Raw genomic sequence first — 24927 nt, forward strand, 5'->3', positions numbered from 1 at the left:
AGATTTATGGACGTCGGCAGAAGACAGTTCGTCAAACTTTGTACGGCCGGTGTAGCCACGGCCACCGTTGCATCACTCGGGTTTTCCCCCGGACTTGCTCAAGCAGATCCCTCCCGCCAATACAAACTGCTACGCGCCAAAGAAACCCGTAACAACTGCACCTATTGCTCAGTGGGTTGCGGGATTTTGATGTACAGCCTGGGCGACGGTGCCAAGAACGCCAAAGCACGTATTTTCCATATTGAAGGCGACCCGGATCACCCGGTCAGCCGTGGCTCACTGTGCCCCAAAGGCGCAGGCCTGATTGACTTCATCTACAGCGAACAGCGTCTTAAATACCCGGAATATCGCGCCCCCGGCTCCAACGAGTGGCAGCGCATCAGTTGGGACGACGCCATTACCCGCATCACCCGGTTGATGAAAGACGACCGGGACGCCAACTTCATTGAAAAGAACGCTGACGGTGTGACGGTTAACCGCTGGTTGACCACAGGCATGTTGTGCTCGTCGGCGGCCAGTAATGAAACCGGCTTTCTCGATCAGCGTTTCACCCGTGCGCTGGGCATGCTCGGTATCGATTGCCAGGCGCGGCTGTGTCACGCACCGACTGTATCGGCCCTGGCGCCGACGTTGGGCCGTGGCGCGATGACCAACAACTGGGTCGATATCAAAAACGCCAACGTGGTGCTGATCATGGGCGGCAACCCCGCCGAAGCGCACCCGGTGGGGTTCAAGTGGGTGGTCGAAGCCAAGATCCGCAATGGCGCCAAAGTCATCGTGGTCGATCCGCGCTTTAACCGCAGCGCTGCGGTGGCGGATCTCTATTCGCCGATCCGCGCCGGGTCTGACATTGCCTTTCTGATGGGCATGATCAATTACCTGATCACTCATGACCGTATCCACCACGAGTACGTGCGGGCCTACACCAACGCGCCGTTGATCGTGCGGGACAGTTACACCTTCGAGGAAGGTCTGTTCAGCGGTTTTGATCCGGCCAAAAAGCAATACGACCGCAGCCAATGGATGTATGAAGTCGATGAAAACGGCTTCGCCCGCCGTGACGAAACGTACAGCCACCCGCGTTGTGTGTGGAATCTGCTTAAAGCGCACGTCAGCCGTTACACGCCAGAGGTCGTGACCGATATTTGCGGCACCCCTAAAGAAGACTTTCTGGAAATTTGCCGCATCATCGGTGAAACCAGTGTCCCGAACCGCACCACCACCTTCCTCTATGCGTTGGGCTGGACTCACCACTCCAGTGGCGTGCAGATGATTCGCGGCGCCGGGATGATTCAATTGCTGCTGGGTAACATCGGCATGGCGGGCGGCGGGGTCAACGCCTTGCGCGGCCACTCCAACATTCAGGGCTACACCGACATCGGCCTGCTGTCATTGCGGTTGCCGGGCTACATGAACCTGCCCAGTGACCAACAAACCGACCTGGCCACCTACCTCAAGCAAACCACCCCCAAAACCCTGTTGCCCGAGCAGGTCAACTACTACCAGAACACGCCCAAGTTTTTCACCAGCATGATGAAAACCTTCTGGGGCGATAACGCCACGGCGGCCAACGACTGGGGGTTTGACTGGCTGCCCAAATGGGACAAAAGTTACGACGTGTTGCGCTATCTGGAGATGATGTACGACGGGCAGGTCAACGGGTACATCGCCCAAGGCTTTAACCCGATCGCGGCCTTCCCGGACAAAAACAAGGCCAGCGCTGCGCTGTCCAGGCTCAAGTACTTGGTGATCATTGACCCGCTGGTCACTGAAACGTCCAGTTTCTGGAAGAACTACGGCGACGAGAACGACGTCGACACCGCCAGCATCCAGACCGAAGTCTTCCGCTTGCCGTCCTCCTGTTTTGCGGAAGAAAACGGCTCCATCGTCAACTCGGGCCGATGGCTGCAATGGCACTGGGCAGGCGCGGCACCGCCCAATGAAGCGTGGCATGACGGCAAGATTCTGGGGCATCTGTTCGTCAAGCTGCGTCAGATGTATGAGCAGGAAGGCGGCGCCAACCCTGCGCCGCTGTTGAACATGGCATGGAATTACCGTGACCCGCTGGACCCTGCGCCCGAAGAAGTGGCGCAAGAGGCCAACGGTTTTGCGCTGGAAGATCTCAAAGACGCGCAAGGCAATGTCACCGTGCGCAAAGGCGAATTGCTCAGCGACTTCTCGCAATTGCGCGACGACGGCACCACCGCCAGTTTCAACTGGATTTTTGCCGGGTCCTGGACCCCGCAAGGCAACCAGATGGCACGCCGCGACAACGCCGACCCCTCTGGCTTGGGCAGCACGCTGGGCTGGGCCTGGGCGTGGCCACAAAACCGCCGCATTCTGTACAACCGCGCGTCGGCCGATCCGCAAGGCAAGGCCTGGGACCCTGAGCGCAAAATCATCGAATGGAACGGCCAGCGCTGGACCGGTATCGATGTCCCGGACTTCCCGGCCACTTTGCCACCGAGCAGCAAGGCCAGCCCCTTCATCATGCTGCCCGAGGGGGTAGGGCGCTTGTACGCCATTGACGCACTGGTAGACGGGCCATTCCCGGAACATTACGAGCCGACAGAATCCCCGACCGGGCGCAATCCGTTGCACCCGAGCACGGTGTACAACCCGACCGTCCGTATTTTTCCTTACGACCAGACACGACTGGGGACGGCCGAGCAATTCCCTTACGTTGCCACCACGTACTCGATCACAGAACTGTTCCGCCACTGGACCAAACACTCGCGTATCAACGCTGTGTTGCAGCCGGAACAGTTCATTGAGATCGGCGAAAACCTGGCGAAGAAAAAAGGCATTGTCCAGGGTGACTGGGTCAAGGTCAGCACCAAGCGCGGCTACATCAAAGCCAAAGCCGTGGTGACCAAACGTATCCGCACCCTGCAGGTGGGCGGGCAGGAGGTCGACACCATCGGCATCCCGTGCCATTGGGGGTACGAAGGGGAGACCCGCAAGGGCTACCTGGCCAACACCCTGACCCCGGCCGTGGGCGATGCGAATGCGCAGACGCCTGAGTACAAGGCTTTCCTTGTCAACGTGGAAAAGGCGTAAGGGAGAAAGCTCATGTCCATGCAATCCCAAGACATTATCAAGCGCTCTGCCACCAACAGCCTGACGCCAGCCCCGCAGGTGCGTGACAGTGAAGTGCAAGTGGCCAAGCTGATCGACGTCACCATCTGCATCGGCTGCAAGGCCTGCCAGGTGGCGTGCGGTGAGTGGAACGACCTGCGCGACGAGGTGGGCCATAACGTGGGGGTTTATGACAACCCGGCGGACTTGTCGGCCGAAACCTGGACCCTCATGCGTTTCGACGAAGTGGAAGACGAAAGCGGCAAACTCGAATGGCTGATCCGCAAGGACGGCTGCATGCACTGTGCGGATCCCGGCTGCCTCAAGGCGTGTCCTGCGCCGGGGGCGATCGTGCAATACGCCAACGGCATCGTCGATTTTCGCTCCGATCACTGCATCGGTTGTGGCTATTGCATCGCAGGCTGCCCGTTCGATGTGCCGCGCATCAGCAAGAAAGACAACAAGGCCTACAAGTGCACGTTGTGCATTGACCGCGTGAGCGTCGGGCAGGAGCCAGCCTGCGTTAAGACGTGCCCGACCGGTGCCATCAACTTCGGCAGCAAAGCCGACATGAAACACCTGGGCAATGAACGGGTGGCCGAACTCAACACCCGCGGCTTCGCGCATGCCGGGGTCTATGACCCGCAAGGCGTGGGCGGCACCCACGTGATGTACGTGTTGCAACATGCCGATAAGCCGCAGCTGTACCACAACCTGCCGGCCGATCCACGGATCAGCAATGTGGTCGAAGGCTGGAAAGGCTGGCTCAAACCTGTCGCCGCCGTGGCGTTTTTTGCCACCCTGGCGGGCACGCTGTTCCACTACGTTGGCGTAGGACCGTTGACCACCGATGAGTCGGACGACGAGCTGGACGCTGACAAAAAAGCGCCCGCGTCCACGGAACAGGAGAAGCACCCATGAATCCGAAAAACATGATCCTGCGTACCCCGTTTGCCGAGCGCCTGTGCCATTGGCTCATGGTCATTTGTTTCATGCTGGTGGCGCTGTCGGGGTTGTCGTGGTTTTTCCCGTCGATGAGCTGGCTGAGTCATGTGTTGGGCACCCCGCAACTGGCGCGCATCCTGCACCCGTTCCTGGGGGTGGTGGTTTTTTTGGCGCTCATGTTCCTGTTCGTACGGCTGGTGAAGTACAACCTGCCAGAACCGCAAGACCGGCTGTGGTTCGCCAACGTTAAGGATGTGCTCAAGGGACGCCACATCAAGTCGTTGCAGGTGGGCAAATACAACGCGGGGCAAAAGCTGTTGTTCTGGGGAATCATGAGCCTGATCACGCTGCTGTTGATCAGCGGCGTGTTGATCTGGCGTCCTTACTTTGCGCCGTTCTTCCCGATTCCGGTGATCCGCGTCGGGGCGCTCCTGCATTCGTTGACCGGCATTTGCCTGATTCTGCTGATTATTGGCCACGCCTACATGGGGTTCTGGGTCAAAGGCTCGATTGGCGGCATGGTCACCGGTTACGTCTCGCGCAAGTGGGCTAAAACCCACCACGACCGCTGGTTTAAACAGATTGATTCCAAGAAGGACCACCCATGAGCAGCATCAAGCTGACGCCGATAGAAACCCCCACCGGTGGCATCGGCCGGATTACGCCCTTGTTGCTGCCCACGCTCAAACAGCACTATCAGCGACGCGCCGCGCGTTTGCAAGTGCTGGCCATTGACCATCCAATGGCCGATTACCTGACATTTGTGGCGCGCCTGGTTCAGGCTCAGCAACAGGTGTTGGAACAGCACCCGTTGCCCAAGTCGCTGGTCGAGGCAGCCACGGCGCGCATGGGGCAACTGTTGGCACCGCTGGATTACGTCAGCCTGCCGCGCGACCACTACTGGCAACAGGCATTGCGGGCATTGCTCGATCAGTTGCCTCAGGCCACTGATGCCGTGCAAGAGGTGATTGCGGGCTTACGCGATACCTCGGCCGAGCAACTGGAGCGACACGCCAGCGCACTGCTAAGTGGCCATCACAGCGAAGTTGGCAGTGGCCGGGCCCTGTTTATCTGGGCGGCACTGTCCTTGTATTGGACGCAGTTGGCCGCGCGATTGCCCGCCAGCGGCCATGCAGACTATGGTGAACATCGTCAGTTTTGCCCGGTCTGTAACAGCGAGCCCTCGACCAGCGTGGTGTTAGGCGGCGCGCAAAATGGGTTGCGGTATTTGCATTGCCGATTGTGCGAGAGCCGCTGGCACATGGTCAGGGCCAAGTGCAGCAATTGCGAACAGACCGGCCAGCTCGACTATTGGTCGCTGGACAGTAAAGAAGCCAGCATCAAGGCTGAAAGCTGCCTGGACTGTCACAGTTACCTCAAGGTCCTGTATCTGGACCGGGACTCTACCCTCGAAACCTTCGCTGACGACCTGGCCTCACTGATGCTCGATGCCAAAATTGAAGAGCAAGGGTTTTCCCGCAGCGGGTTGAACCCATTTTTGTTCCCCGGTTAACCAATGACACTGGAGGCATTGATGCCGTGTGTACGCTTGCAACGCATCCTGATCACCAACGACGACGGGATTGACGCTCCCGGCCTTGCGGCACTGGAAGCCGTGGCGCATCAATTGGCTGACGAGGTCTGGGTGGTCGCCCCCGATCACGACCAGAGCGGCATATCGACAGCCATCAGCATTCACCATCCATTGCGGATCACGCCGCGCGGGGAGCGACGGTTTTCGGTCTCCGGCACCCCCGCAGATTGTGTCGCTGTGGCTTTGCGCCAGTTAATGGCGAACCCGCCACAGCTCATGCTTTCGGGGATCAACAAAGGCGCGAACCTGGGGGTTGAAACGCTCTATTCCGGCACAGTGGGTGCGGTTATGACCGGCCTGTTGATGGGCGTGCCTTCTATTGCCTTGAGCCAGTATTTCACCCGTCGGGATTCGGTGCGCTGGGACACTGCCCGCACCCTGGCGCCCGCGGTCATACGTCAGTTGCTGGGCAAAGGCTGGGAACAGTCCGCGTGCTTGAACATTAACTTCCCGGATGTCCCGGCAGATGAGGCGGGCCCGGTGTGCATCACCCGGCAGGGGGCAGGGCGGATGGAAGGCATCGCCGTCCACGAGCGCACGGATTTTCGTGAGGCCACTTACTATTGGCTCAACATCACGCGGCATGCCCAAGCCGAAGCGGCTGACACCGAGACTCAAGTGGTCACCCAAGGCGGTATATCGGTGACACCGCTGGCGTTTGACCGTACGGCGCTGGCATTGCGTGATCAGTTACAACGTGCCGTGGACGCTTAAGCCCAATTCGCCGGGTCATTCACCGTGGCCTGGTGTGCTTGCAGCATGCCGGGGATTTCCTGCTTGAGAAATTCGACCCAGGTTTTGACTTTGGCATCCAGAAAACGGCGAGAAGGGTAAAGCGCGTAGATGCTTTTCTCGTGCAGCCGGTAATGCGGCAACAGGCGCACCAGGCCTTTGCGTTTGTAGGAGTCCACCGCGACGTAATCGGGCAACAGGCAGACGCCGAGGCCCGCTTCAGCCGCCTGGGCCATGGCTTCTGCGACATTCACCTGAAACACCTCCCCGGGCCGCACCGACTGCTCGCCCTGTTCGTCGCGAAATACCCAGCTATCGGTAAACATCGGATCGACCAAGTGCAGGCAACGGTGCTCTGCAAGGTCGTCCGGTTTTTGCGGAATGCCATATTGAGCGAGGTAGGAGGGCGCTGCGCTGATGACGCTGGAGATGGTGCCCAAAGCCTGGCCCACCAGCTCGGAATCCGGCAGGTGTGAAGACAGGGTGATGACCACGTCATGCCCTTCTTCGAGCAAGTCGGGCTGACGTTGCGAAAGGGTTAAATCCACATTGACCAGTGGATACAGCTGCGCGTAGCGCGCCACCAGCGGAGCCAGCAATTGAATGCCTATGCCGGTGGTTGATTGCACACGCAAATGACCACGAGGCGTTAAATGCGCGCCTCCGGCTTCAGCATTGGCGTCTTCAACTTCGCTCAAAATCAGGCGGCACCGTTCCAGGTAGCGGGTTCCGACTTCAGTCAGCGCCAGACGACGTGTGCTGCGTTGCAGCAGTCGGGCTTGCAGTGAGGCTTCAAGCTCAGACAGCAGGCGAGAGGTCTGCGCGGTGGAATAGCCCAACGCCTGAGCGGCAGCCGTGAAGCTGCCGGTATCGACCACTCGCACGAAAACACGCATCGCCTGAAAAATGTCCATCCTGATGATTACTCCACACGTCAGCGTGTTTTTTTGTGGCGCAGATGATTACACAGGCTGGGGAAATATGCCGCTTTGACATCACGGGCCGTGTTTATTCACGCGCCGGACCGGAGGCCCTCATGCAGGCCTCACGGATTTACGGGTGAGGAAGTGACTGAAGAACTTGCCTGTTCAGCCATTGTTTTGGATCCATTGTTTATATAAAGGGGAGGCCCGCCTTTTTTCGTTGATTGAAAGCAATCGTAGGAAGTTTCTGTGATTCGGGTAATAACTGTTCTTTCTGAATGAGAACTGATCTTTGCTTGTAAGAAAAATACTAGATATCACTTTGGCATCACTTGCTTTTGTCACGGTATGTGCTTGATTCTAAATGCAGGGATCTTTTTCTAAGATGATCTGTCAGACATAGCCTAAGAAAGACCTAGCCAATAGGTGCTTAAACAGTCAAGCGGTGAACTTGCCAAGAAGTTCTACTCACAAGGTGCATTTTTTTGAAAACTATTCAGCATCCGCTAGCAGAAACTTCGACTGACGAAATCGATCTATTTGCGCTGATTCAATCGCTTTGGCAACAAAAAAAGCTCATTGCAGGCACCACGCTTGTCGTGGGTGCCATGGCCTTGACCTATGCCATGCTTGCGCCTCGGGTGTACCAGGCCAGTACAGTGCTCAGGCCAGCGGCGATCAATGAGCTCGATGCCCTGAACCGCTCGGAGGTCTACAAGTTGCCCCCGACCGAGGCCTTGCTTAAGGTAGGCGCTGCGCTGGATTCCTACGAAACACGCTTCAGATTTTTTCAATCGAATCAGGACCTGTTCAAGCCATTGCAAAAAAAAGGCGTATCGCTGGAGCAGAGTTTTGAAATCTTTAACCGCGATGCCATTAACCTCATACAACCGGATCCAAAAAAGCAGGATTCCCTCAGTCCTTTCCTCAAACTGGAGATGACCTATCCAGAGGATGTTGATGGGGTAAAAATTCTCAACGGTTTTGTTGACTACGCGATCAATAATCAGCGCGCCCAAATTGGCGCCGATCTCAAAGTCATCATTAATAACCGACTCAGAGAGCTGGAAGAAAAGATTGATGCCGCGCGCTCCGGTTACAAGTCGGACAAAGAAGGCAAGATTGCGACACTGGTCGAATCCGATACGCTTGAGCGGGCAAAACTCAAAGACGAACTTCAGGCCCTGCGCCTGCAACTCAAGACCGAACGCGAATCGCGGATCGCTCAGCTCTCGGAGGCGATCTCCATTGCGCGCTCGCTGGGCATTACCCGTCCCACTACGCCTTCGGCCATGTCTGATGCGGCCAAAGGCTCGTCGCAAGTGATGCGCACTGAAATCACCTCGCAAAGTATTCCGCTGTACTTCATGGGGACGCAGGCCCTTGAAGCCGAGCGTGCCGCCTTGCTCAAACGCACCTCGGACGATTTCACCGACAAGCGCATCTCAACTATTGGCAAAAAGTTGCAGTTGCTGGAAGTCAACCGTCAGGTGGAGCAACTCGGCAAGCGTTCGAATGAAGATTTGTTCCTGAAAAACATCGAACCGCTGCGGGCTGAAGTCGTGCGCCTGGGCAATTTGAATACCGACATGAGCACGCTGGGAATCGTCAGTATTGACCGCAAGGCGCAGACGCCGATCAGCCCGATCAAGCCTAAAAAAGCGCTGATTGTCGGGCTTGGACTGATTTTCGGGTGTTTACTCGGGATCGGCATTGCCACCGGGCGTTTCTTGATCGCGCGGCGCCGGGAAGCCTTGTAAGGACGTCAGACCAGAACCGCGACAGACTTGATTTGCGCCCAGATGACCTGGCCTGGCACGAGCTGTAGTTGATCTCGCGAGTACCGCGTGATCCGTGCCAGCAGTGCGGTCCCTCCCGCATCCAGGCGTATGAGCATATGCGCCTGGTTATCGGCCGGCATTTCACTGACAACCGTGGCCTGCAAGCCGTTAAGAATGCTGCTGTGTGTGCCCGGATCACGGTTCAGGCTGATATCACGGGCCTGCACCTTGATCCGCAGTGACTGCCCGACTGCCAGAGGCCCGTGAGCGACCTTCAGACTCTGGTTGCTGCCCGGCAGTTGCAGGGTCAGCAATTGGTACTGCGCATCGTAATGCGTGACGACGCCTTCAATCAGCACCCCTGCATCATCCCCTTGAGCCAACGGCAGATCGAGCCTTGCCAGTGTGTCTGCAATCGGTCCGCTGGCCAGTACCTTGCCCTCACTGAGCAACACGAGATGATCAGCCAGCCGGGCGACTTCCTCTTGTGAGTGGCTGACATACAGCACCGCAATGTTCAGTTGCGCATGCAGGCGCTCTAGGTAGGGCAGGATTTCGCGCTTGCGCTGGCTGTCCAGCGCGGCCAGCGGTTCATCCATCAATAAGAGTTTGGGGCTGGTGAGCAAGGCACGCGCAATCCCCACGCGCTGACGTTCGCCCCCCGACAAATGAGCGGGCATGCGTTCTAGCAGGTGGCTGATGCCCAACAGGTGCGTGGCCTGTACCAACTCCACACGCCGCTCGCTGCGCGGAATGCGCCGCAACCCGAACTCAAGGTTGGCGCGCACCGAAAGGTGAGGGAACAGGCTGGCTTCCTGGAAGATATAGCCCAGCGAACGCTGATGGACCGGCACAAACACCTTGCGCACGCTGTCCTGCCAGACTTGGCCGTTGACCTCGACATATGCCTCGTGAGCGCGCTCAAGGCCCGCGATACAGCGCAAGCAGGTGGTTTTACCCGAGCCCGAGTGACCAAACAGCGCAGTGACGCCTTGCCCCGGCAGTTGCAGGTCAACGTCCAGGGAGAAGTCGCTGTAACTCAGCTTGAGTCGCACATTAAGCTGCGCGCGCATGTTCAGCTCCATTGGGTGGGGCTTCTGCGACTGGAGTACAACGCCAGCAGCACGAGGAAGGAAAACACCAACATGGCCCCGGCCAGCCAATGCGCTTGGGCATACTCCAACGCTTCGACGTGATCGTAGATTTGCACAGACACCACCCGGGTTTTTTCGGGGATGTTGCCACCGATCATCAGCACCACGCCAAACTCGCCTACTGTGTGGGCAAACCCGAGGATCGCCGCGGTCACAAACCCCGGCCGGGCCAGCGGCAGCATCACGCAGAAAAAGGTGTCCAGGGGATTGGCGCGCAGTGTGGCAGCCACCTCAAGCGGTCGTTTCCCGATCGCAGTGAAGGCATTCTGCAAAGGCTGCACAACAAAGGGCATGGAGTAGATCACGGAGCCGATCACCAGACCGGAAAAGCTGAAGGTCAAGGTGCCAAGCCCCAGAGACTGGGTGAACTGCCCCAAAAAACCATGGGGGCCCATGGCCAGTAGCAAGTAAAAACCGATCACCGTGGGCGGCAATACCAGTGGCAAAGCCACCACTGCGCCCACGGGGCCACGCCACTTCGACGGTGTATGCGCCAGCCACAGCGCGATTGGAGTCCCCACCACCAACAAAATGGCGGTGGTCAGTGACGCCAGTTTCAGGGTCAGCCAAATGGCGGCGAAATCGGCACTTGAAAGCGGCATTTAACGTTGGTAGCCATAGGATTTGATGATGGCCGCCGCTTTGGGACCTTTCAGGTAGTCGACCAGGGCGTGTGCAGCGCGATTGTGTTCACCGGTTTTAAGGATCACGGCATCTTGTTTGATGGGGGCGTGCATCGCGTCCGGCACGATCCAGGCTGAACCGCTGGTGACGTTGCCGTCTTTGTAGATCTGCGACAGAGCGACAAAACCCAGTTCGGCATTGCCCGTCGAAACGAATTGGTAGGCCTGGGTGATGTTCTGCCCTTCTACAATTTTGTCTTTGACCTTGTCCGTCAGGCCCAGCCCGGCCAGCACTTGCGTAGCGGCCAGCCCGTAGGGTGCAGCCTTGGGGTTGGCGATGGCCAGATGCCGGTACTGGTTGGCAAGCAAAGCCTTGTCGGTGCCGTCAATGAACGCTTTATCGGCTGACCACAGCGCCAGCGTGCCAACGGCATAGGTAAACCGGGAGCCCGGCACGATGTCGCCTTCTGTTTCGAGCTTCTCGGGTGTCGTGTCGTCGGCCGCCAGAAACACTTCAAACGGCGCGCCATTTTTGATTTGGGTATAGAACTGCCCTGTCGCCCCGTAGGCTGCGATCACGGTATGGCCCGTGTCCTTTTCAAAATCTTTGGCAATGGCCTGAATAGGGGCGGTGAAGTTGGCGGCAACGGCGACTTGAACTTCGTCAGCCTGCACACCCATCGTCAGGCCGCCGCCCAGAAAGGCAACGATTGCCAAGGGGGCAAAACGCACTGCATGCGCAGTCATCGGGAAACTCCATTTATTGGCGAGGGTCATCCGAACCTGTCGAGTAAGGCCGGGCAACGTGAAGATAATCGCTATAACAAAAAGTTTATAGCGCTTTATTTTCAAATGGCCATCATGGCTCCCCGCAGGGACCGTTTCAGCCTGCTTTGCGCAGGGTGATATTGATGCGCTGTTCGCCCAGCAATGAATGGGTTCCGGGTTTGATAGGCAAAATGCCGTGGTAACGCAACCGATCCACGCCGCCCCAGACCACGACATCACCATGAAACAGCGACAGACGTTGCACAGGGTCGCTGCGTTCAAACCCGCCAAACTGGAACATAGCCGGCAAGCCGAGGGAGATCGACACAATAGGCGCGGTGTAGGCGCGTTCGTTTTTGTCCTGATGCAGTGACATCTTGGCGCCAGGCGCATACGCATTGATCAGGCAGGCATCGGGCACAAAATGCTCGAAGCCTGCTGTCGCCGCAGCGGAGTGTGCGAGTTCAAGCAACGCTTGGGGAATCGCTGGCCAAGGCATGCCGCTTAATGGGTCGACGGGGCTGTAACGGTAGCCGTGAGCACTGGACGTCCATCCCAGCGCGCCGCAACTACTCAAGCGCGCTGACATGGTGAAACCGCCGGGGGTTTGCATATGACGAAACGGCGATTCATGCAACACGCGCTCAAGCGCTGTCAACAACGCCTCGACCCAGGGCAGGGCATATCCGCGCAAGACAAACGCCTGCGTACTGAATTGCTGAATGCGGGCGGGCTGTTGCAGGTCGTCTTCGTCGAACAGGTCCAGAGACATGGCGGATCAGAGCGCCTTGCTCACTTTGATGTCGGTAATGGTTTGTTCTTTGCCGTTAATTTTTTCAAGCGCTGCGCGGGCTTCTTCCTCTGACCCGGACGTGAGCTGTGCGAATTCAAAACGGCGCTCGCCGTCGAGCTTGTACTTGATGACGTATTTAGTGGTTGGCACGGGAATTCCTGTCGCTAAGAGACGGTGTCAGGTTTAACGGAGCTTGGAGCTGGAGCGGCGAACGATCTTGATCGAATGCTTCAAGGTCGGCTTGCGCGTCACGCTGATCGCCCGGCTGCTGACCGTATCGATGGTGATGTTCCAGAAGCCGGTGCTTGGCGCGGTGATTCTGGCCGGAAATTTGTCGAATGCCCCGCCGTGGTACGAGTGTCGGCCACCATTTTTGAAGCTGCGAAAGTGCGCATCGCTCATCAGGCGAATGTTGCAGGGATGGGAGCACTCGATGACGACGATGTCATCTTCGTTGAGGTGCTCACGCTGGTGAATGAATTTCATGGGGGCTCCGAAGGGCGCTTTTGCTAAAAAAACAGGACGATAACATGTGCTTTAGTCCAAGTTGGAGGCTAAACCAGCTTATTATGCTGCCGCGCAGACGAATCTGACGCTTGGCAAATTTAAATTGCTACTTTTTGAGTATTAATTCCCTGCCCGCAGGGAGAAATTTTAAAGATCGATGGTCGTAGGATCTTTAACGGAGGATTTGTATGAAGTGGGGCGTATTGGTGGCAATGCTAGCTTTGGGAGGCTGTGCATCGGTCACGGACATTGAGCAGACATTGCCGACGATGAGTGTGATTTCTGGCAAGAAGCCGGAGGCTTACGCTCAGTGCCTGGTGCAACAGCTATCACGCACACGCAAAGCCCCGCAAATTGAGCCGCACAAGGATGGTTTGCGGGTAATCGTTCCGCAAAAGCTGACCTCGGGGCCCACGGCGGTGATTGATATCGAAGAGCGTTCGGCGGGTAGCAGCATCAAGGTGTACGAAAGCATGTCTAACGTGCCGATTCGCCCAGGAGACATTCGCGCGGCAGCGACGCACTGCATTTCCGGTCAATAACGCGACCGTTCGTTCTTCCTGCGGCCTACACAAAAACCTGACAGTTGCTTCTTGCAGCGGTCGGGTTTTTTTCTTACAGGCGCTTATCGGTGAGGACTACGCGTTGCAGGCAAATAGCCATTAGCTTACTATTTTTGTGCTTATAGGTTTTTCGCCTATGCATATAACAAAAATGGAGCGGCCCAAGATGCCTCTTAAGCGAACACTGGCCAGTGGTTTGGCGTTGCTTGCCATAAGCAGCGTTCAGGCCGGGGAACCTCGCGACGTCTTCCTGCAAGGTGGCAGCCAGCCCGGCGCGACAGCCTGCATGGCGTGCCACGGCATGGATGGCCTGGGCGTAGCCCCGGCAGGTTTTCCACGACTGGCCGGGCTTTCGGCCCAATACCTGAGCAAACAACTGAGCGACTTTAAAGAAGGCAAGCGGGTGAGTCCGGTGATGCAGCCTTTGGCCAGCGCATTGACGCCGGACGAGATCACCTCAGTGACCACAGCATTGGCCGCGATGCCTGCGCCATCCGCCCCGTCCATCAATCGCAGCCACGCGGCCAAAGGTGTGGGGCAGACGCTGGCCCTGCGCGGCGCCTGGGAGCGCAACATTCCTGAGTGTGTGAGCTGCCATGGCCCAGGCGGCGCAGGGGTGGGCAGCGCGTTTCCGCCACTGGCCAATCAACCCGCCCTTTACCTTGCCGGACAGCTAAATGCATGGCGTGCGGGCCTGCGCCGCAATGACCCGAGTGACCTGATGGGGCACATCGCCAAGGCCATGACGGAAGAAGAAGTGACGGCGGTCGCCGAATATTTCGCCACTGTGGCGCCTCAGGAGGCTGCGCAATGACACGTCTGTTAGCCGGTTATGCGCTTTGTGTGCTGGTTGCACCGATGGCGAGTGCAGCCCCCATTGCCATGGAAGATCAGTCGCAACTGAAAATCCCGCCTGCGGCTCAGCACGCGAAAGCCTATTTTCGTCCTCCGCAGCAAAGCGAACTTCCCGACAATGCCTATGGAAAGATGGTCATGGACGGGTACGCACTGTTTGTGGACACCAAACGTCAAGCGCCACAGTTTGTCGGCAATGGCCTCAATTGCACCAATTGCCACCTGGATCAGGGCAGGCTGGCCAACTCCGCTCCCCTGTGGGGCGCATACACGATGTATCCCGCCTATCGCCAGAAGAATGACAAGGTCAATACCTTTGCCGAACGCCTGCAGGGCTGTTTTCAGTTCAGCATGAATGGCGGCACGCCACCGGCCGCCGACAGTCGAGAAATCACCGCGCTGTCGGTGTATGCCTATTGGTTGTCGACAACAGCGCCGGTTGGGGTCGAGTTGCCAGGGCGCGGCTATCCGCAAGTGCCGCAGCCCGCAGGTGGCTACGATCTTGAGCGCGGCGCGGCTGTTTATGAGGCGCAGTGTGCGTTATGCCATGGCAATCAGGGGCAAGGTCAGAAAGTCGGGACCGATTACGTAATGCCACCTTTGTGGGGTAAAGACTCCTACAACTGGGGGGCAGGCATGCACCGCATCAACACAGCGGCGTCGTTCATCAAACACAATATGCCGTTGGGTAAACCCGGCAGCTTGAGCGACCAGCAAGCATGGGATGTGGCGGCGTTCATCAATACGCACGAACGACCACAGGACCCACGCCTGGTGGAAGGTTCGATTGAGAAAACCCGCGTGAAATTTCACGCCAATGACGGGGTCAATGCGTACGGGCAAATCATTAATGGCATTTTGATCGGGCAGGGGATCCAGTAAACTTCGCGCCTTGAACCTCGCTGCCGTTAAAGGCGTGTACAGCCACGGCAGTTTTTCAGGAGAACGCGATGAAACGAGCGCTCGTGCAGCAGCGTCATGCCGACGGCAGCATTACCGCCACCCATGCCATCCCTAACCCGGCAGCGACCGAGGAGTGGATTGTATTTTTCAAGAAGAGTGCAGGGCGCAGCTTCTTTTTAGTGGATGACAACGACGAAGTTGAATCCTTTGAGCGTCTGGATGCGCTGGTAGAAACCTTGCGTTCCCTGGGTATCAAATTCGTCGAAGTCCACCTGTGAAGAGTGTGCTATTTGCACATCACCACGATGGTGCGGCTAGTGAAATTTCCTACATCAACACCCATGGTTTTTTCACTATCCTTCACGGCTGAGGAGCCATCGGTGCCGACAATGGTGTAGCCGGTGCCCGCGCAAGAGGCGTCTGCCTTTTCATAGCATTTGCCCCAGGACATGGCCTCGCCCGAGCAGTCGATGCTCAGCCCCTGTTGTCCGTCGGGCAAATAGGTGTTGGACGCCGTGGCGCAGCCTCCAAGGGACAGCAGTACACATATCAGGATCTTTTTCATTGAGTGCCAATTATCGCGAAGGAGAGGATCAGGAATTGTTCTTGCGCTTGCGCACGGGTGCCGATGGCTGATCCTGGAGCACGTTAGCCACTTCAATCGCAGCGGCCTCACTTCCAAAAGGGCCTGCAATCGGCTCATCGGTGCTCTCCAGAACCCACCAGGCATCGGTCTGAAGTTGTTTGATCAGATACCCGTTAACTTTTTTTACATCCGACATGACACGCTGAACTCACTGAGTGGAAAAGAGCGCCATGTTACCGCCATTCGGGGCTTTAGCGCTGTCAAGGATGCGTAAGTGCCACTCGCCACAAAGAGACCCTGGTGCGGTTTCAGAGGTTCCATGAAAGGCATCCGCACATGAAAAAAAAGTTAAAAAGGAACTAAGTGGCACATATTTTCTCTATGTTGGTATCAGTATGCTATCGGGGGCATTGTAAGCTAGCTGCCGCCTGATTAGACTGCGCCAAATCCGTACGCACAGCCCTTTTAAGGACTCATATGATCAAGAAATGCTTGTTCCCAGCAGCCGGCTACGGCACTCGCTTTTTGCCAGCGACCAAAGCCATGCCTAAAGAAATGCTGCCGGTGGTGAACAAGCCACTGATCCAGTACGGCGTTGAAGAAGCACTCGACGCAGGACTGAACGAAATCTCCATCGTGACGGGTCGTGGCAAGCGCGCCCTTGAAGACCATTTCGACATCAGCTATGAGCTGGAAAACCAGATCAAGGGCACTGATAAAGAGAAATACCTGGTAGGTATCCGTCGCCTGCTGAGCGAATGCTCGTTCTCTTACACCCGTCAGACCGAAATGAAAGGGCTGGGTCACGCTATCCTGACCGGCCGCCCACTGATCGGCGACGAACCTTTTGCCGTGGTGCTGGCGGACGACCTGTGCGTCAACCTGGAAGGTGACGGCGTCTTGACCCAGATGGTCAAACTGTACAACCAGTACCGCTGCACCATCATTGCCATCCAGGAAGTTGACCCGCAGGAAACCAACAAGTACGGCGTCATCGCCGGTGACCTGATTGGTGATGACCTGTACCGCGTACGCAACATGGTTGAGAAACCAGCCCCTGAAGATGCACCTTCGAACCTGGCGATTATCGGTCGTTACATCCTGACCCCGGACATCTTTGATCTGATCAAGCAAACCGAGCCAGGCAAAGGTGGCGAAATTCAGATTACCGATGCGCTGATGAAGCAGGCGCAAAACGGCTGCGTGATTGCGTACAAATTCAAAGGCAAGCGTTTCGATTGCGGCGGTGCGGAAGGCTACATTGAAGCGACCAATTTCTGCTTCGAAAACTTCTACAAAACCGGCAAGGCTTACTAAGAAATACGAGCGTGCTGACTGCTTCAAGGGAAAGCCACCTACGGGTGGCTTTCTCGTTTTCCCATTTCAGTCATCCTCGGCGCTGGTCAATCGCGCCGCAGGGATTATGCTGATGGACTGCTCAGGAGATAGTGATGTCCTACGAATTTGATTTGTTTGTGATTGGGGCCGGTTCAGGCGGTGTACGCGCTGCCCGTTTTGCAGCCGGGTTTGGTGCCAAGGTGGCCGTGGCGGAAAGCCGCTATTTGGGCGGTACGTGCGTCAATGTGGGGTGTGTGCCTAAAAAGCTGCTGGTCTACGGCGCCCACTTTGCCGAAGAGTTCGAGCAGGCGTCAGGCTTTGGCTGGACGCTGGGTGCTTCCAGCTTCGACTGGTCCACGCTGATTGCCAACAAAGACCGTGAAATCAATCGTCTCAATGGTATCTACCGCAACTTGCTGGTTAACAGTGGTGTTACGTTGCTGGAGGGGCACGCCACCTTGACCGGGCCAAACGAGGTGCTGGTCAATGGTCGGCGGCACACGGCAAAACACATCCTCATCGCCACCGGTGGCTGGCCGCAGATCCCCGAGATCCCGGGGCATGAACACGCCATCAGTTCGAACGAAGCGTTCTTTCTCAAGGCGCTGCCAAAGCGCGTGCTGGTTGTGGGCGGAGGCTACATTGCCGTCGAGTTCGCGGGGATTTTCCAGGGGTTGGGCGCCGAGACCTCTCTGCTGTATCGCGGTGAGATGTTCCTGCGAGGTTTTGATGGCTCCGTGCGCAAACATTTGCATGAAGAGCTCCTCAAGCGCGGCATGGACGTGCAGTTCAACGCCGATATTGCGCGAATCGACAAGCAGCCCGATGGCAGCCTGAAAGCCACGCTAAAAGACGGTCGTGTGCTTGAAGCTGATTGCGTGTTCTATGCGACGGGTCGCCGGCCGATGCTTGACAACCTTGGTCTGGAAACCACGGGCGTCAAACTCGACAAGCGCGGCTTCATTAACGTCAATGACCTGTACCAGACCGATGAACCTTCGATTCTGGCCATTGGCGACGTCATTGGCCGTGTGCAATTGACGCCTGTTGCACTCGCAGAAGGCATGGCCGTGGCGCGCCGTTTGTTCAAGCCTGAGCAATACCGCCCGGTGGATTACAACATGATCCCGACGGCCGTATTCAGCCAGCCCGCTATCGGGACCGTCGGCTTGAGTGAGGAGCAAGCCCTCGAGGATGGACATCAGGTGCAGATCTTCGAAAGCAGTTTCAGGCCGATGAAACTGACGATGACCGATTGCCAGGAACGCACGCTCATGAAGCTGGTGGTTGATGCCGAAACGGACAAAGTGTTGGGTTGCCATACGGTCGGCCCCGAAGCGGGGGAAATTGTGCAGGGCTTAGCCATTGCCATGAAGGCTGGCGCAACCAAACAGCACTTTGACGAAACCATTGGCGTCCATCCCACGGCGGCCGAAGAATTTGTCACCATGCGCACGCCCGTCAAGCGCTAATCGAATGCGTGGAGAGACTGCTGCGGGCGTCGCGCCATGCTTGCCGCAGTCACTCAACACGATGCGCATCCCGCGCGCCGTACATATCAACCACCGCTGCGTGCATGCACTCATGAACTATCCGTCAGCTACTGAGGCAAAACTCAATCATTGACGGAAACTCCCATGAAACCCTTACCCAATCGAGTGCTGCGCCAACGACTGACCCTGCCGGCCCCGGGAGTTCTGTGCCAGCGATACCTGAATAACCGGGCTCAATCAACTCAGCCCTCTTAAAAAGAGCGCTGAGCGTCTTCGGCAGGGCTTTGCCGGGTGATTACTCGTCGGTCGGGGCTGGCGTCTCGGCGTCTTTGAGTGCCTTGAGCGTCTCCAGTGTCGCCTCTGCTTTCATTGCGCGCATGGTCAATGTTGTCACGGCCAGTTGAGTGTCGGTCTGGGCTTTTTTGAGCGCTTCACCTTCATGGGTCGCCACGCGCAGCCGTTCCTGGAGCAGGGTGCGTTCGCCCTCCAGTTGGCTCACCTGATGACTCAGTTGTTGGTTGTGCGCCCCCAGCTTTTTCTGTTGTTCGTTGACCTGATGGATTTCCTTGGCCAGTGCACGGTTCTCACTGAGCACGCGTTCGTTATCGCGGTGCAGTTGTGTGATTTCATCCTGTCGTACAAGGGCGCTTTGCTGTGCCTGACGCAGTTCCATTTGCACCTGTTGCAATTGGCCTTCATGACGCCGCTGGTCTTGCTCGCGCTGCTCTTTGGCAGCGCTGCGGTAATGCTCAAGCGCATCGCGCGCATGGAGGTGTTTTTCTTCCAGCGAACGGATCTGCTCGTCACGGTCTTTGAGGCGCAATTCAAAATCGCTGCAGGCTTGATTGAGGGCTGCATTGCGCGTCTGTTCGGTCTGCAGCATAGAGCGTGTGGACTCAAGGTTGGCGCTTTCCTGTTGCAAGGCCGTCGTTTGAATCTCCAGATCCTGCTGTAGTCCGGACAGCGCCTGCTGAGCTTCAGACAATTGGGCCTGCAGCTGTGTTTTTAGCTGTTCGTACTGCGCCTGGGCGCGATCAATCGGTTCCTGAGCTTGCTCTTGCAGCCGATGAGCGAGGCGGGTGACCAGTTCTGCAAGCTCATCGCCCAGCGCTTCATGGGATACCCCGCGACGGTTATCACTGTCATCCAGCTCCTTTAAATACCGGTGAATGGTGGTTTTGGAACCGGTATTACCCATCTCGATTCGTACGGCATCAATGCTCGGGTGTTCACCACGGGCCAGGATTGCCGCGCGTGCAATTTGCACCACTGCTTTGTTTACGCCGCCGCGAGCCATGACTCTCTCCTACGATTATGTACTGTGGTATGTATCATGTAATTACATACTATATAAGTTCTGTTTTTCTGTCATTTTTTATGATTTATCAGGCGGGATATACTGGTATTATCCCGTGCTAGAGGCTGTTTTGTGATATTTGGGCCTGTTTCCAGTACGCCAACGTGAGAGATACCCCCCATGAGCGATCTGGATCGCTATCTGAACGCGGCCACCCGCGACAACACCCGACGCAGTTACCGCGCCGCCATCGAGCACTTTGAAGTGACCTGGGGCGGTTTCCTGCCAGCCACCAGCGACAGCGTGGCGCGCTACCTGGTCGCGCATGCCGGTCAGCTCTCGATCAACACTTTGAAACTACGCCTGTCGGCCATCGCTCAGTGGCACAACAGCCAGGGCTTTGCCGACCCGACCAAAGCGCCAGTGGTGCGTAAAGTGTTCAAAGGCATACGCGCACTACACCCGGCGCAGGAAAAACAGGCAGAACCCCTGCAATTGCAGCACTTGGAGACAGTGATTGATTGGCTCGAAAGCGAGGCGCAAACCGCACAGGCCAATGCTGACCAGCCCGGTTGGCTGCGGGCGCGACGCGATACCGCGCTGATATTGCTAGGGTTTTGGCGGGGCTTTCGCAGTGACGAACTATGCCGCTTACAGGTTGAGCACGTGCAAGCGGTAGCAGGTTCGGGGATCACCCTGTATCTGCCGCGCAGTAAAGGAGACCGGGACAACCTCGGCAAAACCTTCCAGACCCCGGCATTGCTGCGACTGTGCCCGGTGCGGGCCTACATCGAGTGGCTCAACGCTTCGGCGCTGGTGCGCGGCCCGGTCTTCAGGGGCATTGATCGCTGGGGCAATCTGGGCGAAGCGGGCTTGCACGCCAACAGTGTGATTCCCTTGCTGCGCCAAGCCTTGGAGCGTGCGGGGATTCCCGCCGAGCAGTACACCAGCCATTCATTGCGTCGCGGTTTTGCAACCTGGGCGCATCACAGTGGCTGGGACCTTAAGTCCCTGATGAATTACGTCGGATGGAAGGACGTTAAGTCAGCGATGCGCTATGTTGAAGCGACCCCGTTTACCGGGATGAGCATTGCGGCAGAAAAACGTATCGGGCCTTGATCGGGATCAAGGTGCGGGTGAGCGGGCTGGCAGAGAGTGGTATTCGGGTTTCTTCTATTAATAGAGCAACCTGATAGCCAAAACTAATCACCAGCATCAGCTTTCCCAATGAGCCAGATACAAAATGTGTTGTTAGGATTCACCCCATCAACTTTTCAACCCTGACGGAGAGTCAACGATGCCTATCATCAATAGCCAAGTAAAACCGTTCAAAGCCACCGCTTACAAAAACGGCAGCTTCGTAGAAGTGTCGGACGCCGACCTGAAAGGCAAATGGTCCGTTGTGTTCTTCTACCCGGCTGACTTCACCTTCGTTTGCCCAACCGAGCTGGAAGACCTGGCTGACAACTACGAAGAGTTCAAGAAACTCGGCGTGGAAATCTACAGCGTGTCTACTGACACCCATTTCGCTCACGCGGCATGGCACAACACCTCGCCAGCCATCGGTAAAATCCAGTACACCATGATCGGCGACCCGACGCTGACCATCTCTCGCAACTTCGACGTACTGATCGAAGAAGCGGGCCTGGCGGATCGCGGCACGTTCGTGATCAACCCTGAAGGTCAGATCAAGATCGTTGAACTGAACGACGGCGGCGTTGGCCGTGATGCTTCCGAACTGCTGCGCAAAATCAAAGCGGCTCAGTACGTGGCTGCCCACCCGGGTGAAGTGTGCCCGGCCAAATGGAAAGAAGGTGAGTCCACCCTCGCGCCATCGCTCGACCTGGTCGGCAAGATCTAAGCCTGTGAGCCAGCCAAGGGCGGTGATCCGCACCTGAGTTGTCAGCAGCATCGCCCTCAAAACGCCCGGGCGAGATTCGCTCGGGCGTTTTTTTTACACAGTCTTAAACCGTTAAGGAGATCGCCCGTATGTTGGACGCCAATTTAAAAGCTCAGTTGAAGTCATACCTGGAGCGGGTCACCCAGCCGATCGAGATCGTTGCTTCCCTCGACGACGGTGCGAAATCCCGTGAAATGCATGACTTGTTGAAAGAAATCGCCAGCCTTTCCAGCCAGATCACCTTGCTGGACAACGGCACCGATGCGCGCAAACCATCGTTCTCGTTGAATCGCCCGGGCGGTGATATCAGCCTGCGTTTTGCAGGCATCCCCATGGGCCACGAATTTACATCGCTGGTGCTGGCATTGCTGCAAGTAGGCGGCCACCCATCGAAAGCCAGTCCCGAAGTGATCGAACAAATCCGCTCATTGAAAGGTGAGTTCAACTTCGAGACGTACTTCTCGCTGTCGTGCCAGAACTGCCCGGACGTGGTCCAGGCGCTGAACCTGATGGCCGTGCTCAACCCTAATATTCGCCACGTGGCGATTGACGGCGCCCTGTTTCAGGACGAGGTCAATGACCGTCAGGTCATGGCGGTTCCCAGCGTCTACCTGAACGGTGTCAACTTTGGTCAGGGCCGCATGGGCCTGGAAGAGATTCTCGGCAAGCTGGACACCGGCGCCATAGAACGCCAGGCCGAGAAAATCAGCGCCAAAGACGCCTTTGATGTGCTGGTGATCGGTGGCGGCCCGGCCGGTGCGGCAGCGGCCATTTATGCCGCCCGTAAAGGCATTCGTACCGGCGTGGCAGCAGAGCGTTTCGGCGGCCAGGTGCTCGACACCATGGCCATCGAAAACTTTATCTCGGTGCAGGAAACCGAAGGGCCGAAACTGGCCATGGCGCTTGAAGAGCACGTCAAGCAATACGACGTGGACATCATGAACCTGCAACGCGCCGATCAATTGATTCCCGGCAAAGCTGGCGAGCTGCACGAAGTGAAATTCACCAGTGGAGCGTCTTTGAAGGCCAAGACACTGATTCTGGCGACCGGTGCGCGCTGGCGTGAAATGAACGTGCCCGGCGAGCAGGAATACCGCAGCCGTGGCGTCGCCTACTGCCCGCACTGCGACGGGCCGCTGTTCAAGGGCAAGCGCGTGGCCGTCATTGGTGGCGGTAACTCAGGGGTTGAAGCCGCCATCGACCTGGCCGGTATCGTTGCCCACGTCACGTTGCTTGAGTTTGACACCAAGCTGCGTGCTGATGCCGTCTTGCAACGCAAGCTCAACAGCTTGCCGAACGTCACAGTGATAACTAGCGCGCAAACCACAGAAGTGACCGGCGACGGGCAGAAAGTGAATGGCCTGCGTTACAAAGATCGTCAATCCGGCGAGATCCACAACGTCGAGCTGGAAGGCATTTTTGTACAGATTGGTTTGCTGCCCAACACGGATTGGCTCAAAGGCACTGTCGAATTGACACCGCGGGGCGAAATCGTAGTGGATGCTCGCGGCGAGACGTCAATTCCAGGTATTTTTGCAGCCGGTGACGTGACCACCGTGCCGTACAAGCAGATCGTGATCGCGGTAGGAGAGGGCGCCAAGGCGTCGCTGAGTGCCTTCGATCATTTGATCCGCACGTCTGCCCCTGATTAAAGGCCCGGACAGAAAAAAACCCATGAGCGATCATGGGTTTTTTTTGCGTTGCTTGTTACAGCGGTGTGGGCTGAATGATCTCGACCCAGTAGCCATCAGGGTCTTTGATGAAGGCCAGGGACTTCATGCGGCCGTCGCTCAAACGCTTCTGGAAGTCGACATTTAGTGTCTCGAAACGCTCGCAGGCGGCAACGATGTCTGGCACTGAAACGCAGATGTGACCAAACCCGCGCGGGTCGGTATTGCCGTTGTGGTACACAACGCTGTCGTCTGTTTCCGAACCGTGGTTGTGGGTCAGTTCCAGAATGCCGGGGATCGACTTCATCCACACCGTACGCGCGGCGTCATCGGCCGGGATCTGTGCTTTGTCAACCAGCGCCAGGAAGTACAGGCTGAACGCTGCTTCAGGGAAATCACGTTTTTCCACCAAGGAGAAACCGAGGACGCGGGTGTAAAAATCCAGGGACTTCTCGATGTCCTTGACGCGCAACATGGTGTGGTTGAACACAAAATTTTGGGTAGCGCTGTCTGGCGTAGCGGTAACGCCGGGCATGCTGTTCAGTTCTTGCAGGCTCATGAACCCTCCGAAGGTGATGCTTGGATGATTGGTCGCTACGGTGAGCGTGATGAGGGGAATGATACGGAATGTGACGCCATGCGCCAAACCGGATTCAGGGTCGGGAGGCAGATAGCCGTGATGATTGATAGCGCGCACTCGATAAATCCGAGGCAAAAAGAAGCCCGCCGAAGCGGGCATGGGGCGCTAGTCCTTTAGCAGCCTTCATCCTGAAACCTGCGGTGTGAAAAAAATGTGAATATTGAGGCGCCTGCGACTATCGGACCGTTCTGCCGGCTGAACGGTCTGCGCACGATCGGCTCTCGGTCGAATACGCTGTGTAGAAGCAGGCGCTGAATAAATCGCCAAAAAAGCCCTGACGAACAGGGCTTTTTGGATGCAAGGTCAGGTTCTCACCCAGCTTTCTACCGTTGATGCGCCGTACTGTTCTTTCCAGGCTTTCAGCCCGCGATGGTTACCGCCTTTGGTTTCAATCAGTTCACCGGTATGCGGGTTGTGATAGACCTTTACGACACGGGCTTTGCGCTGTTTAGGGGCCGTCGAAACCTTTGATGTCACCGGGTGAGGATCAAGAATCGCAATGATGTCGCGCAAATTCTTATTGTAGGACTTCATCAATCCTTGAAGTTTTTGCTCAAATTCAATCTCCTTTTTTAAACCGGCATCATTTTTCAAGGCCTCCAACTGCGCCATTTGTTCTTGCAGCGCCTTTTCAGCGGCGCGAAACTCGGCAAGTCTGCTCAAAGTCATTACTCCGATCGTGGGTTCGGTATGTACCTAACCGATAGGTAGAAAGAAAGACGGGCAACATAAGGTAGACAGGGCAGTACTTCAGCCGTTCATTGAAAATGACTGCCCAGTAACA

At 56.9% G+C, this 24927-nt stretch carries 27 protein-coding genes; 15 read left to right on the plus strand and 12 right to left on the minus strand.

Features of this window, described 5'->3' with window-relative positions; all coding sequences use genetic code 11:
• The first annotated feature begins 6 nt into the window (after nucleotides 1–6).
• The 5 genes from fdnG to surE are packed head-to-tail and all read left to right on the plus strand — an operon-like array spanning nucleotide 7 to nucleotide 6331.
• Nucleotides 7–3060: a formate dehydrogenase-N subunit alpha gene (fdnG, locus tag V6F78_RS03550; protein WP_094990934.1), complete on the plus strand. Its 3054-nt coding sequence runs from the start codon at nucleotides 7–9 to the stop codon at nucleotides 3058–3060.
• Between the two features lie 18 nt (nucleotides 3061–3078).
• Complete coding sequence (fdxH, locus tag V6F78_RS03555; protein ID WP_269453586.1) at nucleotides 3079–3999, plus strand: formate dehydrogenase subunit beta; 921 nt, start codon at nucleotides 3079–3081, stop codon at nucleotides 3997–3999.
• The gene (locus V6F78_RS03560) at nucleotides 3996–4631 is read left to right on the plus strand and encodes a formate dehydrogenase subunit gamma (RefSeq protein ID WP_047274684.1); all 636 of its coding nucleotides are present in this window, start codon (nucleotides 3996–3998) and stop codon (nucleotides 4629–4631) included. Before fdxH ends, V6F78_RS03560 begins: the two co-directional genes overlap by 4 nt.
• The gene (fdhE, locus tag V6F78_RS03565) at nucleotides 4628–5536 is read left to right on the plus strand and encodes a formate dehydrogenase accessory protein FdhE (RefSeq protein ID WP_332726636.1); all 909 of its coding nucleotides are present in this window, start codon (nucleotides 4628–4630) and stop codon (nucleotides 5534–5536) included. Before V6F78_RS03560 ends, fdhE begins: the two co-directional genes overlap by 4 nt.
• 21 nt (nucleotides 5537–5557) lie before the next feature.
• Nucleotides 5558–6331, plus strand: coding sequence for a 5'/3'-nucleotidase SurE (gene surE, locus V6F78_RS03570; RefSeq protein WP_332726637.1), 774 nt, complete (start codon nucleotides 5558–5560; stop codon nucleotides 6329–6331).
• On the opposite strand, the gene V6F78_RS03575 is transcribed toward surE, so the two are convergent.
• On the minus strand, nucleotides 6328–7263 hold the full coding sequence (locus tag V6F78_RS03575) for a LysR family transcriptional regulator (RefSeq protein ID WP_314400522.1): 936 nt from the start codon (nucleotides 7261–7263) through the stop codon (nucleotides 6328–6330). The two genes, surE and V6F78_RS03575, sit on opposite strands and share 4 nt — an antisense overlap.
• A gap of 494 nt (nucleotides 7264–7757) precedes the next feature.
• On the opposite strand from V6F78_RS03575, the gene V6F78_RS03580 reads away from it, so the two are divergent.
• On the plus strand, nucleotides 7758–9032 hold the full coding sequence (locus tag V6F78_RS03580) for a Wzz/FepE/Etk N-terminal domain-containing protein (protein ID WP_314400521.1): 1275 nt from the start codon (nucleotides 7758–7760) through the stop codon (nucleotides 9030–9032).
• A gap of 5 nt (nucleotides 9033–9037) precedes the next feature.
• On the opposite strand, the gene modC is transcribed toward V6F78_RS03580, so the two are convergent.
• From modC to V6F78_RS03610, 6 genes are all read right to left on the minus strand, one after another.
• Nucleotides 9038–10126, minus strand: a complete 1089-nt coding sequence (gene modC / locus V6F78_RS03585; protein ID WP_047293718.1) for a molybdenum ABC transporter ATP-binding protein — start codon at nucleotides 10124–10126, stop codon at nucleotides 9038–9040.
• 2 nt (nucleotides 10127–10128) lie between these two features.
• The gene (gene modB / locus V6F78_RS03590) at nucleotides 10129–10809 is read right to left on the minus strand and encodes a molybdate ABC transporter permease subunit (RefSeq protein WP_047293717.1); all 681 of its coding nucleotides are present in this window, start codon (nucleotides 10807–10809) and stop codon (nucleotides 10129–10131) included.
• A complete protein-coding gene (gene modA, locus V6F78_RS03595) occupies nucleotides 10810–11577 on the minus strand; it encodes a molybdate ABC transporter substrate-binding protein (protein WP_070414328.1) in 768 nt (255 codons plus the stop codon).
• Between the two features lie 136 nt (nucleotides 11578–11713).
• A complete protein-coding gene (gene alkB / locus V6F78_RS03600) occupies nucleotides 11714–12370 on the minus strand; it encodes a DNA oxidative demethylase AlkB (RefSeq protein WP_332726638.1) in 657 nt (218 codons plus the stop codon).
• A 6-nt stretch (nucleotides 12371–12376) separates the two neighbouring features.
• Nucleotides 12377–12541, minus strand: coding sequence for a hypothetical protein (locus V6F78_RS03605; RefSeq protein ID WP_094990927.1), 165 nt, complete (start codon nucleotides 12539–12541; stop codon nucleotides 12377–12379).
• 33 nt (nucleotides 12542–12574) lie between these two features.
• Nucleotides 12575–12877, minus strand: a complete 303-nt coding sequence (locus V6F78_RS03610; protein ID WP_047274675.1) for a DUF1883 domain-containing protein — start codon at nucleotides 12875–12877, stop codon at nucleotides 12575–12577.
• Between the two features lie 209 nt (nucleotides 12878–13086).
• On the opposite strand from V6F78_RS03610, the gene V6F78_RS03615 reads away from it, so the two are divergent.
• The 4 genes from V6F78_RS03615 to V6F78_RS03630 all read left to right on the plus strand — a co-directional run bounded on the left by V6F78_RS03615 (nucleotide 13087) and on the right by V6F78_RS03630 (nucleotide 15497).
• Nucleotides 13087–13440 (plus strand): hypothetical protein, encoded by a 354-nt coding sequence (locus tag V6F78_RS03615; protein WP_047274674.1) that lies wholly within the window; start codon nucleotides 13087–13089, stop codon nucleotides 13438–13440.
• 187 nt (nucleotides 13441–13627) lie between these two features.
• Complete coding sequence (locus tag V6F78_RS03620) at nucleotides 13628–14275, plus strand: c-type cytochrome (protein ID WP_047293712.1); 648 nt, start codon at nucleotides 13628–13630, stop codon at nucleotides 14273–14275.
• A complete protein-coding gene (locus tag V6F78_RS03625) occupies nucleotides 14272–15198 on the plus strand; it encodes a c-type cytochrome (protein ID WP_047293710.1) in 927 nt (308 codons plus the stop codon). The genes V6F78_RS03620 and V6F78_RS03625 overlap by 4 nt, the downstream gene beginning before the upstream one ends.
• Nucleotides 15199–15266: 68 nt before the next feature.
• Entirely contained in the window at nucleotides 15267–15497 is a 231-nt protein-coding gene (locus tag V6F78_RS03630; protein ID WP_047274671.1) for a hypothetical protein, read from the plus strand.
• 8 nt (nucleotides 15498–15505) lie between these two features.
• Here V6F78_RS03630 and V6F78_RS03635 read toward each other — a convergent pair whose 3' ends face one another.
• Nucleotides 15506–15784, minus strand: coding sequence for a hypothetical protein (locus V6F78_RS03635; RefSeq protein WP_094990926.1), 279 nt, complete (start codon nucleotides 15782–15784; stop codon nucleotides 15506–15508).
• 28 nt (nucleotides 15785–15812) lie between these two features.
• The gene (locus V6F78_RS03640; RefSeq protein ID WP_047293709.1) at nucleotides 15813–16001 is read right to left on the minus strand and encodes a hypothetical protein; all 189 of its coding nucleotides are present in this window, start codon (nucleotides 15999–16001) and stop codon (nucleotides 15813–15815) included.
• Between the two features lie 281 nt (nucleotides 16002–16282).
• Here V6F78_RS03640 and galU point away from each other — a divergent pair, with 281 nt between their 5' ends.
• The gene (gene galU, locus V6F78_RS03645) at nucleotides 16283–17122 is read left to right on the plus strand and encodes a UTP--glucose-1-phosphate uridylyltransferase GalU (protein WP_047274668.1); all 840 of its coding nucleotides are present in this window, start codon (nucleotides 16283–16285) and stop codon (nucleotides 17120–17122) included.
• A gap of 134 nt (nucleotides 17123–17256) precedes the next feature.
• On the plus strand, nucleotides 17257–18615 hold the full coding sequence (gene gorA, locus V6F78_RS03650; protein WP_332726639.1) for a glutathione-disulfide reductase: 1359 nt from the start codon (nucleotides 17257–17259) through the stop codon (nucleotides 18613–18615).
• Nucleotides 18616–18931: 316 nt separating this feature from the next.
• On the opposite strand, the gene V6F78_RS03655 is transcribed toward gorA, so the two are convergent.
• Nucleotides 18932–19933, minus strand: a complete 1002-nt coding sequence (locus tag V6F78_RS03655) for a DNA-binding protein (RefSeq protein ID WP_047293701.1) — start codon at nucleotides 19931–19933, stop codon at nucleotides 18932–18934.
• A 180-nt stretch (nucleotides 19934–20113) separates the two neighbouring features.
• Between V6F78_RS03655 and V6F78_RS03660 the strand changes: the two genes are divergently transcribed.
• The 3 genes from V6F78_RS03660 (at nucleotide 20114) to ahpF (ending at nucleotide 23485) form a co-directional block, all read left to right on the plus strand.
• The gene (locus tag V6F78_RS03660) at nucleotides 20114–21052 is read left to right on the plus strand and encodes a site-specific integrase (RefSeq protein WP_095009311.1); all 939 of its coding nucleotides are present in this window, start codon (nucleotides 20114–20116) and stop codon (nucleotides 21050–21052) included.
• 178 nt (nucleotides 21053–21230) lie between these two features.
• Nucleotides 21231–21794 (plus strand): alkyl hydroperoxide reductase subunit C, encoded by a 564-nt coding sequence (ahpC, locus tag V6F78_RS03665; RefSeq protein ID WP_016780891.1) that lies wholly within the window; start codon nucleotides 21231–21233, stop codon nucleotides 21792–21794.
• A gap of 128 nt (nucleotides 21795–21922) precedes the next feature.
• Nucleotides 21923–23485, plus strand: coding sequence for an alkyl hydroperoxide reductase subunit F (gene ahpF / locus V6F78_RS03670; RefSeq protein WP_047293697.1), 1563 nt, complete (start codon nucleotides 21923–21925; stop codon nucleotides 23483–23485).
• A 55-nt stretch (nucleotides 23486–23540) separates the two neighbouring features.
• Here ahpF and gloA read toward each other — a convergent pair whose 3' ends face one another.
• Together gloA and V6F78_RS03680 are read right to left on the minus strand one after the other, a co-directional pair.
• Complete coding sequence (gloA, locus tag V6F78_RS03675) at nucleotides 23541–24062, minus strand: lactoylglutathione lyase (RefSeq protein ID WP_047293812.1); 522 nt, start codon at nucleotides 24060–24062, stop codon at nucleotides 23541–23543.
• Between the two features lie 384 nt (nucleotides 24063–24446).
• A complete protein-coding gene (locus V6F78_RS03680; protein WP_047274751.1) occupies nucleotides 24447–24806 on the minus strand; it encodes a histone-like nucleoid-structuring protein, MvaT/MvaU family in 360 nt (119 codons plus the stop codon).
• Between the last annotated feature and the right edge of the window lie 121 nt (nucleotides 24807–24927).

The organism is Pseudomonas sp. ESBL9 (assembly GCF_036668715.1).
Taxonomy (GTDB): Bacteria; Pseudomonadota; Gammaproteobacteria; order Pseudomonadales; family Pseudomonadaceae; genus Aquipseudomonas; species Aquipseudomonas lundensis.

Excerpts from the sequence above, each read along its gene's own strand:
- fdhE (WP_332726636.1), top strand. The coding sequence starts at position 4,628 with ATGAGCAGCATCAAGCTGACGCCGATAGAAACCCCCACCGGTGGCATC.
- modC (WP_047293718.1), bottom strand. The coding sequence starts at position 10,126 with ATGCGCGCGCAGCTTAATGTGCGACTCAAGCTGAGTTACAGCGACTTC.
- modB (WP_047293717.1), bottom strand. The coding sequence starts at position 10,809 with ATGCCGCTTTCAAGTGCCGATTTCGCCGCCATTTGGCTGACCCTGAAA.
- V6F78_RS03660 (WP_095009311.1), top strand. The coding sequence starts at position 20,114 with ATGAGCGATCTGGATCGCTATCTGAACGCGGCCACCCGCGACAACACC.
- galU (WP_047274668.1), top strand. The coding sequence starts at position 16,283 with ATGATCAAGAAATGCTTGTTCCCAGCAGCCGGCTACGGCACTCGCTTT.
- surE (WP_332726637.1), top strand. The coding sequence starts at position 5,558 with ATGCCGTGTGTACGCTTGCAACGCATCCTGATCACCAACGACGACGGG.
- fdnG (WP_094990934.1), top strand. The coding sequence starts at position 7 with ATGGACGTCGGCAGAAGACAGTTCGTCAAACTTTGTACGGCCGGTGTA.
- V6F78_RS03560 (WP_047274684.1), top strand. The coding sequence starts at position 3,996 with ATGAATCCGAAAAACATGATCCTGCGTACCCCGTTTGCCGAGCGCCTG.
- V6F78_RS03575 (WP_314400522.1), bottom strand. The coding sequence starts at position 7,263 with ATGGACATTTTTCAGGCGATGCGTGTTTTCGTGCGAGTGGTCGATACC.
- ahpC (WP_016780891.1), top strand. The coding sequence starts at position 21,231 with ATGCCTATCATCAATAGCCAAGTAAAACCGTTCAAAGCCACCGCTTAC.
- ahpF (WP_047293697.1), top strand. The coding sequence starts at position 21,923 with ATGTTGGACGCCAATTTAAAAGCTCAGTTGAAGTCATACCTGGAGCGG.
- modA (WP_070414328.1), bottom strand. The coding sequence starts at position 11,577 with ATGACTGCGCATGCAGTGCGTTTTGCCCCCTTGGCAATCGTTGCCTTT.
- alkB (WP_332726638.1), bottom strand. The coding sequence starts at position 12,370 with ATGTCTCTGGACCTGTTCGACGAAGACGACCTGCAACAGCCCGCCCGC.
- V6F78_RS03610 (WP_047274675.1), bottom strand. The coding sequence starts at position 12,877 with ATGAAATTCATTCACCAGCGTGAGCACCTCAACGAAGATGACATCGTC.
- gloA (WP_047293812.1), bottom strand. The coding sequence starts at position 24,062 with ATGAGCCTGCAAGAACTGAACAGCATGCCCGGCGTTACCGCTACGCCA.
- gorA (WP_332726639.1), top strand. The coding sequence starts at position 17,257 with ATGTCCTACGAATTTGATTTGTTTGTGATTGGGGCCGGTTCAGGCGGT.
- V6F78_RS03635 (WP_094990926.1), bottom strand. The coding sequence starts at position 15,784 with ATGAAAAAGATCCTGATATGTGTACTGCTGTCCCTTGGAGGCTGCGCC.
- V6F78_RS03640 (WP_047293709.1), bottom strand. The coding sequence starts at position 16,001 with ATGTCGGATGTAAAAAAAGTTAACGGGTATCTGATCAAACAACTTCAG.
- V6F78_RS03625 (WP_047293710.1), top strand. The coding sequence starts at position 14,272 with ATGACACGTCTGTTAGCCGGTTATGCGCTTTGTGTGCTGGTTGCACCG.
- V6F78_RS03630 (WP_047274671.1), top strand. The coding sequence starts at position 15,267 with ATGAAACGAGCGCTCGTGCAGCAGCGTCATGCCGACGGCAGCATTACC.
- V6F78_RS03615 (WP_047274674.1), top strand. The coding sequence starts at position 13,087 with ATGAAGTGGGGCGTATTGGTGGCAATGCTAGCTTTGGGAGGCTGTGCA.
- V6F78_RS03655 (WP_047293701.1), bottom strand. The coding sequence starts at position 19,933 with ATGGCTCGCGGCGGCGTAAACAAAGCAGTGGTGCAAATTGCACGCGCG.
- V6F78_RS03620 (WP_047293712.1), top strand. The coding sequence starts at position 13,628 with ATGCCTCTTAAGCGAACACTGGCCAGTGGTTTGGCGTTGCTTGCCATA.
- fdxH (WP_269453586.1), top strand. The coding sequence starts at position 3,079 with ATGCAATCCCAAGACATTATCAAGCGCTCTGCCACCAACAGCCTGACG.